The sequence below is a fragment of the Ileibacterium valens genome (genome assembly GCF_001945525.1).
GTDB lineage: Bacteria > Bacillota_I > Bacilli_A > Erysipelotrichales > Erysipelotrichaceae > Ileibacterium > Ileibacterium valens.
Genome location: NZ_MPJW01000273.1, coordinates 1 through 9,986 on the forward strand (window position 1 = coordinate 1; position 9,986 = coordinate 9,986).

General features: G+C 41.0%; 10 protein-coding genes and 4 tRNA genes. All 14 read right to left on the bottom strand.

The window, feature by feature from the left end; all coding sequences use genetic code 11:
* Positions 1-366: 366 nt before the first annotated feature.
* Positions 367-457 (bottom strand) — tRNA-Ser (locus BO222_RS12600).
* A 7-nt stretch (positions 458-464) separates the two neighbouring features.
* Positions 465-541: transfer RNA gene (locus BO222_RS12605), tRNA-Met, on the bottom strand.
* An 11-nt stretch (positions 542-552) separates the two neighbouring features.
* Positions 553-629 (bottom strand) — tRNA-Pro (locus tag BO222_RS12610).
* Between the two features lie 5 nt (positions 630-634).
* Positions 635-711: transfer RNA gene (locus BO222_RS12615), tRNA-Arg, on the bottom strand.
* Between the two features lie 571 nt (positions 712-1,282).
* Positions 1,283-1,780 carry a dCTP deaminase/dUTPase family protein gene (locus BO222_RS12620; protein WP_075821093.1) on the bottom strand — a complete coding sequence of 166 codons (498 nt, stop codon included), beginning with the start codon at positions 1,778-1,780 and terminating at the stop codon, positions 1,283-1,285.
* 348 nt (positions 1,781-2,128) lie between these two features.
* Positions 2,129-2,644: an ATP-binding protein gene (locus BO222_RS12625; protein ID WP_075821094.1), complete on the bottom strand. Its 516-nt coding sequence runs from the start codon at positions 2,642-2,644 to the stop codon at positions 2,129-2,131.
* Between the two features lie 163 nt (positions 2,645-2,807).
* Complete coding sequence (locus BO222_RS12630; protein ID WP_075821095.1) at positions 2,808-3,320, bottom strand: DNA-deoxyinosine glycosylase; 513 nt, start codon at positions 3,318-3,320, stop codon at positions 2,808-2,810.
* Between the two features lie 85 nt (positions 3,321-3,405).
* On the bottom strand, positions 3,406-3,669 hold the full coding sequence (locus BO222_RS12635) for an FRAT-87 protein (RefSeq protein ID WP_075821096.1): 264 nt from the start codon (positions 3,667-3,669) through the stop codon (positions 3,406-3,408).
* A gap of 194 nt (positions 3,670-3,863) precedes the next feature.
* The gene (locus tag BO222_RS12640; RefSeq protein ID WP_075821097.1) at positions 3,864-4,124 is read right to left on the bottom strand and encodes an FRAT-87 protein; all 261 of its coding nucleotides are present in this window, start codon (positions 4,122-4,124) and stop codon (positions 3,864-3,866) included.
* A 188-nt stretch (positions 4,125-4,312) separates the two neighbouring features.
* A complete protein-coding gene (locus BO222_RS12645) occupies positions 4,313-4,576 on the bottom strand; it encodes an FRAT-87 protein (protein ID WP_075821098.1) in 264 nt (87 codons plus the stop codon).
* A gap of 52 nt (positions 4,577-4,628) precedes the next feature.
* The gene (gene rimO, locus BO222_RS12650; protein ID WP_075821099.1) at positions 4,629-5,918 is read right to left on the bottom strand and encodes a 30S ribosomal protein S12 methylthiotransferase RimO; all 1,290 of its coding nucleotides are present in this window, start codon (positions 5,916-5,918) and stop codon (positions 4,629-4,631) included.
* 368 nt (positions 5,919-6,286) lie between these two features.
* Entirely contained in the window at positions 6,287-7,297 is a 1,011-nt protein-coding gene (locus tag BO222_RS12660; protein ID WP_075821101.1) for a 3'-5' exoribonuclease YhaM family protein, read from the bottom strand.
* On the bottom strand, positions 7,287-9,257 hold the full coding sequence (locus BO222_RS12665; protein WP_075821102.1) for a glycosyltransferase: 1,971 nt from the start codon (positions 9,255-9,257) through the stop codon (positions 7,287-7,289). The genes BO222_RS12660 and BO222_RS12665 overlap by 11 nt, the downstream gene beginning before the upstream one ends.
* A 474-nt stretch (positions 9,258-9,731) precedes the next feature.
* Positions 9,732-9,986 (bottom strand): transposase (locus BO222_RS12670; protein WP_075817320.1); only part of this gene is annotated, 255 nt, incomplete at its 5' end.

Here is a 9,986-nt window from a genome sequence, read left to right on the forward strand (position 1 = left end):
GCCAGACCGTCCAGGTAAGAATAGAAGATTTGGCGATACTGTTTAGGGGATTTCGAATGGGTCAAAATAACCACCTCCGAAATCCTTCGGATTATGGATTAGTTCCGAGCTTCGGTCTGTCAAGTGCCATATTCGGATAATTTATAAACTTTTGGAGCAACTCCACTGCTTGTGTTAAAAATCAAAAAAACGAGGAGCGAATTCCGCATGGAAGACACTCCTTAACTTAATGACATTGATAAAGAAACATAAAAAAAAAGAGGTTAAAAGAAGAAGTATTATCTCTCTTAACCTCATGTAGAAAAAGCTGCATCTTTTACTACATTGTTTATTGATTATCCTATATATAAAGGAGTTATATACATATGGCGGAGAAACTGGGATTCGAACCCAGGCGCCGCTTTCACGACCTACCGGTTTTCAAGACCGGACCCTTCAGCCACTTGGGTATTTCTCCGTATGAATGGTGGCTAGAGTGAGACTCGAACTCACGACCTTCCGGGTATGAACCGGATGCTCTAGCCAACTAAGCTACCTAGCCATTCTAAATAATGGTCGGGATGACAGGATTTGAACCTGCGACCCCTTGCACCCCATGCAAGTGCACTACCAAGCTGTGCTACATCCCGACAGATGGCGCGCCATGCAGGAGTCGAACCCACAACCTTCTGATCCGTAGTCAGACGCTCTATCCAATTGAGCTAATGGCGCAGTGTTCTAGCACGCTCAAATATAATAGCATACTCGAAACAAGAATCAACTATAAAATGGATAATTCTTAACAAGGAATTTTGCGCCTTTGCAGGTTCCCTATGACTATACAAGGATTTCTTCAAAAAGAAAAGGGGATGTTTTCATCCCCCTGCCTGCTTTCTTAAGTTTACTGTAAGCACTCATTCGAATGCAAGAGTTAACCTCATACAACATTTCATGCACTCTATAAGTCATTTCCTTACGATTCGAGCGATTCACAGACATTCAAATTTTCATAAAAAGAAAACAATTATCCAATGATATCGTGTGATATTGTCCATCTAATTGTTTCTTGATTTACCATCCGAATATTAATGACTGTTCTGTCAAAACGAAAACCCGGTGGAAATCGATCTGATCCAACTGAATTGTATGAGAAAAGGCTAATAATCCTTACAAGGATTCATTTTTCCGTTTATGTTTCCACTTTTGTTCTTACCTATAATTCCTGGCTGTTCTTTCCTACACTTCCTGGCCACTCGAAAATTCCTGGCTATTGAAAAATTCTTCGACTGGAATAGGTTTCTTCTTACTTTCCTGAACTTCCAAGACGCCCGCTCATTCGATCACTCGTGATCTTCATCAGCTCTTCATAACTGATCTCTTCTGAATCGACCTGAGGCATCAAAAGCAGGACACCCTGACAGATAGCCTTTTCATAAGGATAAAGAAGCAAGTCTTTTTTATCCGATTCACTCATTTTTTCGAGAGCTTCTCTTTTAATGATTCTTGCCGGAATTTTGTTCAGATTCGTAATAGGAGCAATATATTCTCCCCGATATCCTGAATCCATGACTCCAGCTCTGATCGCAAGGCCTTTGGATCCCGTTGATCCGCGTTCCTTTAAAAAAAGAACATATCCATCATCAAAGGCACTGGCCACTCCTAATGGAACCAGTTTTGTTTCTAATGGCGCGATTTCCAGATAATCTTCCTTAAAACACGGATAGAGATCATAACCAGCATCTTCCTTCCGTTTTGAAGGTACCACCGCATTTTCTTTTACTTTTGCCCAATATAAATTCATCCTATATTCCCCCTGTTCTTATCGCTTTATTTTGCCTGTTGTTTACTTTCACTTTCGTTTTGAACTAACTCAATAAATCATAGCAGACAGCTAATCACAGAAGGTCGTAAGGCGATTGATTCTATTATTCGCCAGTTCAGATGCACCTGGATGCTTATTTTCACTGACTATCAACTGAATCAATCACCATGTCGAACCTTAAAATTAAAAGCCAAAGCAAAAACAAGGCCCAATACCATCTATAGACCGATACAAAATTTCATCACTCCGGATAGCTATCCCCAATTACGCGAATAAAGACCTAACAATAATATTTGAATGCGTCATAAAAGTTCTCATTCAGAGATTTTACAATTCAATATCGATTTTATATTCATCATCAATACAAATACAGTTCACATGGTAAGACTGGCAAAGTTTTAGTGTTCGGGCGTTATCCTGAAGGGCTGTTTCAATCGTGAAACTTTCATCTTCCAATCTATTTTCCATCACATTGGCATATTGTTTTATATCATCAAAATATCTCATGATATACTTTTCGCTCATGACTAAACAGTAATATCTGATGTTTCTCAGAACTGTTTCATCAAAATCCTTAGCCCAGTCAAATGGAATATAGCATCCTTCCACAATTAAATTCTGCTCGTTTTCTATTGCCGTTTTGATTATTTCACGCACGATCGGCCATAGATAATTTGTCAGTTCTTTTTCATTGCTGACAGGAGTAAGCGAGGTCTGCTGACTGCGGATCAGCCCCATTTTTAAGTGATCTAGGGACAGGTAAGGATATTTATATTTTTCGAGCAATTTCTGTGCGAGCGCTGTCTTTCCGGTATGAGAAGCTCCAGTAATTAAAACCACCATTCTTTTTCTCCTTCACTGACAAATATTGATATCAATTTCCAAGCATAAATAAAAGCTGTCTGATTGGATAGTTGATCCTCTTAGACAGCTTATTCGATGTTTCAATAAAAGTATAATCGTACTTCAAGTTTTCCGTGGAATAGTTAGCTTTGAGCGAATCCGCTTAGAACTCTGAATTGAGACCAAACGCCTTCTGGTATTCTGGAACCAGCTTTTCTACGGAGTCATACCAGAGATCTGCTGCAGAAGGTGAAGGAACATAACAGGCGATTGCCGCTGCCTGTCCATCGGCTTCCTGCAAGAGTCTAAGTGCATCATGGGATACACAGACGATTCGTTTGATTGATGGGTGTTCTTTCAGAAAACCCGAAATATCATTTAAAACAATATCCTGCATCGTATCCTCTCTGGAAAGATACCGCATGCAGCTTTTAACGACCGACCAGATTCCAACATGATTCTGTTCAAGAATGGCTAAACGCTCTTCTTTTGTCTCAGAGGGCATATTGAATATAGCTCCCATCACCGGCCAGAATCGGTTGCTTGAATCGGCAAAATAGAACTGATCCACTTCAGAATCTACGCTAGGCATAGAAACGAGTACAAGTGTTGTACAGTCCGGATAAATCGCAGGAGCTAAAGCCCTGTATTCCTGAAGATCACTGTCATTGAACATGAACATTCCCCTACTTTCTCGAATTTGTGATAAAAGGCCGTCAGAGCTATGCCCTGCCGGCCTGGCTTAAGCAGAAGGGATCTTCTTATTCAATAGCCTTTAAAGCTTTTTCAACGATAGCGATCTTGTCAGCTTCAGCAGTTGCCTTAGCTTCTTCACCATCATTCTGATGAATCTTTTCGTATGCTTTCAGAACGCCTAAGCGAACATCCAGGCGGTCTTTCATATCGTAACCGTATTTTTTATCCTTATCACCATAAGTAGCGGCTGCTTCTTCTACAAGAGCATCACCATAAGCGGTTCCACCAACAGCGGCTTTCAATGCGTTTACGAGTTCTTCTTTAGTCATGATTGTTTTCTCCCAAGACAAATTGTCTTTTTGGGGTTTGCGAACAGGCGTATGCCTGTGTTCGTATTCCTCAATAAAATTCAGCTTTTAAAATATGAAGCAAAGCGGGCAGATCCTGAGATCTGCCCGCACTGTTTATTGAATTCCGAATTGCCGATAGAATTTAATTCAGCTTAAGCAGATTCAGATTTTGCTTACTTAATAGCTGCAAGAGCTTTTTCAACGATAGCAACTTTAGCTTCTTCTTCAGCAGCTTTAGCAGCGTCGCCTTCAGCAGCGTGTTTTTTAGCCCATCCTTCTAAAGTTCCTTTTCTTTCGTCAAGACGATCTTTAGCAGTCTGTGCATATTTACCAGTTTCGTCGAAATGTTCTACGAGATCAGCGATTACTTCGTCACCGTAAGCAGTTCCACCAATTGCGTTAGTTAATACTTCTTTGAATTCAGCTTTAGTCATGATTATTTTTCTCCTTGAAGGAATATCCTTCTTATTGTTAATAAACCATCAGTTGTTTATGAACGATCCGTTCGTTCAACCGATCATTTGTAAATCTTCTATAAATCTATAGTCAGGGTAAATACCCAGTTTCTTCAATGGTAAGCAGGTCCGAGAGGATCGTAGTTCATTGAAATCGAGTTCTGAACTTATTTCAGAGCTGCCAGAGCCTTTTCAACGATAGCGATCTTTTCGTCTTCAGCAGTAGCCTTAGCTTCTTCACCAGCATCTTTATGAATGCGTTCATAAGCTTTCAGGATGCCTAGTCTGTCGTCCAGACGGTCTTTCATATTCTGTCCGTACTTTTTATCCTGATCATCATAGGTAACTGCTGCTTCGTCAACAATCATATCTCCATAAGGTGTTCCGCCAACAGCTGCTTTTAAAGCGTCTACTAATTGATCCTTAGTCATTTCAATGACCTCCTTGAATTACAGTCTTGCTTTATTCGATTGATCCTGAAGCCTATCCCTCATAAACTCCGTACAGATCATAAAGCGAAGAATCTGTTATTCGAACCTGAACATAAGATCCAGGAGCGAGTTCTCTGTCTGAAGTAAAAATCACCTGGCCATCCACTTCATCCGGCGCATCGGCTGCCGAACGTCCATGGTATTTGCCGCTGAGTGCATCTTTATCTTCAACCAGAACTTCAATCACAGTTCCAACTTTCTTTTGATTATTCTTTTTTGAGATTTCTTTTTGGACCTCCATTAAGCGATCCAGTCTTTGCTCTGCTTCGGCTTCATCCACTTCCGGAAGCATGCTGTATGCTGGTGTGTCTTCTTCCTTGGAATAAGTGAAGGCACCCATTCGATCCCAGCCAATCTCTTTTGTAAACTCGAGCAGTTCCTCAAATTCTTCCTTTGTTTCTGACGGGAACCCAACGATGCAGGTCGTTCTGAGAGTTGCCTCCGGAAACAGCTCTCTGATCCGTGCGATCAGGGCTCTGACATCTTCTTTCGTTCCCCGTCGATTCATTTTCTTCAGTAGGCGATCATTCGCATGCTGAATGGGTATATCAAAATATGGAAGAACTTTTCTGCTCTTTTTCATAGCCTGAAGAACGTCTTCGGTGATTTCATCTGGATACATATATAAAATCCGTATCCAGTGGAGGCCTTCAACCTGATCGATTTCTTCGATCAGTCTGGAAAGCTCCAATTCACCGCTTCGATCCAGACCAAATTTTGTGGTATCCTGGGCAATCAGAGTTAACTCTGTGACACCACATGAAGCAAGGTACTCTGCTTCTTCCCTTACTTCACTTATGAGTTTACTGGATTGTTCCCCACGAATCAAAGGAATTGCACAGTAAGTGCAATGGTTCGAACAGCCGTCGCTGACTTTTACATAAGCGCTCCATGGATTCCCAGAGACTGTTCTTTTCCCCTTTAAATAAGGAACGTCTTTGGTTTCTTCAAGTTCTTCTTCCAGGATCTGCGGAAGTTTAGAGTAGTCATGGATCGGAATGATCCGGCTGATTTCGGGAATCTGTTCTCTGAGTTCCTTTTCATATCTCTGAGCCAGGCAGCCAAGGACAATGATCTTGTCTGAATAGCGCGTCATTTCAAAAATCGTATTGATGCTCTCTTCCTTAGCTGGATTAATGAACCCGCATGTATTGATCAAAATCGCATCCGCCATACGGGGATTATTGACAAGAATATGCCCGTTATCCTTGAGCATACCCATGATTTCTTCTGAATCTGTCAGGTTTTTGGCACAGCCAAGGGATACAAATCCAATTTTCATTCTCCTGTTCCTCCTTAAACTGATCTTTGGTGTTAAAGCTTTCAATATATATTCGACTGATTTTTATTTCAAATTTCTTCTTATTTATCATCCAAGAAAGTTGATGATGAATATCATTCCAACATTTCAGATTTTCAAATTACAGATCATTTTCATCTGGATCTAAGTCTATTTTATCGGTTTTAGTCCATGAATGACTTTTAAACTGTCTGTTGGACAGATAACCTGTTTTACCTGCAATCTGGAAAGTCAGTCCTTTGAAAAAAAGGCGGATCATTTGTTCCGCCTTTGATGGTATTCGTTTGTTTGAGTTTTCTTTAGTATTTCGTTATTTTGTGCTTCATTGTTTGATTGTTTGTTGTCTGGCTTTAATTCTGGCTGGATTCATCAGCTGCAGCCATTGAACTTGCTTTTTCATCCCGGTTTTCAGAATCTTCATTCATGGAATTTTCAGCTTTGTCACTCTTACGGCGATAAAGCATTCTGTTATCGAGTGCATAAATCCTTGGCCCAAAGGTACCTGGGGTAACCTGTTCCAATGCATTTTCCATCATCACCATACGGGCATCGATATTATCGATCAGGCTGAGAATTTCAGCTTCCGGAATCATGGGCATCACCGGCGAACCATATTCCATTTTTCCATGATGCGATAAAACCATATGCTTCATCAGCATGACCTGTTCACTATTTTCATCTTCCAGGGCAACAGCCACCCTGTCAATCAGGTTATTTACCAATGAGATGTGTCCAATCAGATTGCCTGCCGGGGTATATTCCGGAAGGACCGGCTGCGATAATTCAATGACCTTTCCAAGATCATGCAGAATCACTCCGGAGATCAGCAGATCCCGATCCAGAAATTCATACTGATCTGCCACCCGATTCGCGATCCGGGCCATGGACAAAGTATGATAGGCCAGCCCGCCAGGATAATTATGATGGTTTCTGACAGCTGCTGGATAGGCAAAGAAATCTTCACGAACCATATTGAGGACTTCTCTGGTCACATCCCTGATGATTGGATCCTTCATGTTTTCAATCAGGACATCGACTTCTTCTTCCATCTGTTTGCCATTCATCGGGGCATAGCGAACATAATCCAATGTCTTTTCATCCGGCAGCTCCTTCAGAGAACGAATCCGCAGCTGAGGGACATTACGATAAAGAATCAGATCGCCTTTGGCCTCAACGATCATCCCCACTTTCCAGAGTTTGACTGTTTCTTCTGTCAGATTCCAGAATTTGCAATCAAGATCCCCGCTTGAATCCTCCAGAATCATATTGAGATAGGGAACATTTTTATTTGTTTTTCCAACATCAGATTTCGTGATCAGACCTTTAAGACGTACATGGCCTTCTTTAAGTTCAGAAATCATTTTCTTCACCGCTTTCTAATCGTTCATCAACCATACTGGCACTAAATCCCTGTTTTATACAGTACAGCCGAATTTTTTGTCTGCGTTTAGCCGGATCTGCTGATCGATAAAGCCGGAGCGCTTTTTCATAGCACTGTTCAAGAGCTTCGTATTCATTATCATCGAGTTCAAGCTCTTCACTGGCTGCACTGGCAGCATCTACCGAATATCCTTTTGATAGAAGTTTATTCTTAATGGTCTGCCGTTTGATTTTAGCCGACTGATTTTTGACCGTATGAACCAGACGTTTGGCCATCTTCTTGGCGTTTGTAATTTCAAGATCAGAAGTCAGATGCTCTGATGCTTCCTGAATATCTGAAGGTGAAATTCCAGCCTTAAAGAGTTTTTTCTCAATTTCTTTGGAAGAGTATCCTAAAGCTTGCCAGTACTGCGATTTTTCAAGTGCATACGCATGATCATCAATATAATGACGACTCTCGAATTCATCCGTGATGGCTTTAGCATCTTCATCTGTTAAGTCATGGGTTTTCTTTAAATACCTCGAAAGCTGAGCACTCGTCATATCCCGGCTTGCTGCCCGTTTTCTGGCAGCCATCCAGCCTTCATAATAATTTTGCTTTTCTTTATGGAGATCAACCAGATACCCATCAAGCTTTGTTCCGATGGAAATTTTGTTTTCAAAATAATCTTCAGCAGGTAAATAGAACTTTGTATCTTCTCTTTCCGAGTCTCTGAAGACAGTCAATTGAACAAAATCATCCTTGAACTTTATCTTTGAAACAACATATGTTCTCGAATAATCCAGAATCGCTTGATCATAGACAGCTGCGACTTTATGCGCGAATGTCTTATCGGTAAATGGAGCGATCTTTTTAAGACAGGCTGCCTTGTTTTCCTGCTTCTGTTCTTCATTTAATTGATAGTATGCTTTGATCTTTTGGGCGAGTTCTTCTTTGGTATCAAAGTAATATCCGGTAATCCCTTCATCAATCAGGCCATCGAGAACTTCATCACGGCGTCCAAAGACCATCGTCTTTGTGGCCAGGCTCTCAAGGTAGGTCATCCCCTGGGTTTCTGAAAGCGAAGCCGAAATGTATCCATCGCTGGCCGCATAAAAACTCGGAACATCTTCGGTATCTGCACGGCCTAAAAAATGAATATGATCACTGTATTTCGATTTACCGGCCAGATCCCGGTAATAATCTTCATCTGGACCAGCTCCGACAATCCCTAAATGGAAATGCTCATCTTCAAGAACATCCAGCATTTCGATGACCATTTCCAGTGATTTTTCTTTAGCGATTCGGCCAAGAAAAATCATAAAACGAAGCTCTGGATCATCACTGACTGACTGCCGGATCGCCTTTACTTTTTGCAGATTATTGATTCCTTCTTCAAAAGCATCCAGATTTAATCCGGTCGGACAGACATAGATCGGAGCAAACACTCCATATTCTTCAAGTATATCTTTAGTTTTCTGAGAAGGAGAAATGACCGCCTGCACATTGTTGCAGACTTTGCGGCTGGCAGCCCGAATCGCTTCCTTGCTGAATTTTTCAATCCCGGAAAATCCATGAGGATTGATGTAATGAGTATAGTCTTCATACATCGTGTGATAGGTATCGACCAATGGAATCCCTAAAGTTTTGCCGATGGCCTGTCCATAGACTCCGACTCCAAAATTTGTCTGCAGATGAATGACATCAAGATTCATATTACGAATATAGGAAAGAGCACCAAGCGAAATTGGAGAGCTCATCTTATAACCGTATAGACCTTTCAGAGCAATACCTGGAAGGCGCAGCACGTCACCTTCAAGTTCAATGGTTGCTCCGGCATGATTGGTAATGACAAACACGGTATGACCGGCTCTTTCAAGGGCTTTTTTTAAAGTGACTGTTGAAGAGACAACCCCATTGATATCGGGCAGATAAGTATCCGTAAATAGTCCAACTCGCATCTTAAAATCCTTTCCTGATCGAAGTATGATCTGTGTTTGTATTCTGAAGTCTGAATCAGAACCTTTTTCTGGTTCAGACTTTAGAACGCATCAATTGACCGCATTAAAAAATTATATATTACAGAGATCATCTTTTGTTTAAAAAATAAGGTCTCGGATCTATTGAACCGGATTAAACTCAAATCACCTCCCATTTTTTAAAATCTGTTCAAGAAGATTCCTGCAACCGTTTTCATCTTTCGCTATAAATCTATTTCTTATCTTTTTGTAATAAAAGCCATTAAGACAGCATAGCCAGCCAAAAGAAAAGGGGCTGTTAAATTTCGACTGATTTTTCATCAGCGAGATTTACAGCCCCTTTTTCTATGCTTTTTATCTGATTCAATCCTGTTTTATGATGTGTTTTTCCGCTCAAGTCAATTTTTGAACGCACTGAAAAGAGCCAAAAATCAAAAAGACTGTTTATAATCTTTTTCAGATTTCGCTTTTCTGCTCCTTTAATTTTCCATAACGTTCGAGTTCTGGGCAACTCATCCGATTTCTGTTGTTTAATTTTCTGATATTGTGTCCCATGGCCACAATAAGCACCTCAAATTTTACGTTTTCCAGTCCCCGGCGTCTCAATCGGCTGTATCTGTAGTTTTCTTTAAGATCTCCGAAGGTTCCTTCCGCCTGAATGCTCCGGCTGACCATAATCTCATGTCCTGCATCTGAAGACATGTTCTCCCG

Excerpts from the sequence above, each read along its gene's own strand:
- BO222_RS12620 (WP_075821093.1), bottom strand. The coding sequence starts at position 1,780 with ATGAATTTATATTGGGCAAAAGTAAAAGAAAATGCGGTGGTACCTTCA.
- BO222_RS12625 (WP_075821094.1), bottom strand. The coding sequence starts at position 2,644 with ATGGTGGTTTTAATTACTGGAGCTTCTCATACCGGAAAGACAGCGCTC.
- BO222_RS12630 (WP_075821095.1), bottom strand. The coding sequence starts at position 3,320 with ATGTTCAATGACAGTGATCTTCAGGAATACAGGGCTTTAGCTCCTGCG.
- BO222_RS12635 (WP_075821096.1), bottom strand. The coding sequence starts at position 3,669 with ATGACTAAAGAAGAACTCGTAAACGCATTGAAAGCCGCTGTTGGTGGA.
- BO222_RS12640 (WP_075821097.1), bottom strand. The coding sequence starts at position 4,124 with ATGACTAAAGCTGAATTCAAAGAAGTATTAACTAACGCAATTGGTGGA.
- BO222_RS12645 (WP_075821098.1), bottom strand. The coding sequence starts at position 4,576 with ATGACTAAGGATCAATTAGTAGACGCTTTAAAAGCAGCTGTTGGCGGA.
- rimO (WP_075821099.1), bottom strand. The coding sequence starts at position 5,918 with ATGAAAATTGGATTTGTATCCCTTGGCTGTGCCAAAAACCTGACAGAT.
- BO222_RS12660 (WP_075821101.1), bottom strand. The coding sequence starts at position 7,297 with ATGATTTCTGAACTTAAAGAAGGCCATGTACGTCTTAAAGGTCTGATC.
- BO222_RS12665 (WP_075821102.1), bottom strand. The coding sequence starts at position 9,257 with ATGCGAGTTGGACTATTTACGGATACTTATCTGCCCGATATCAATGGG.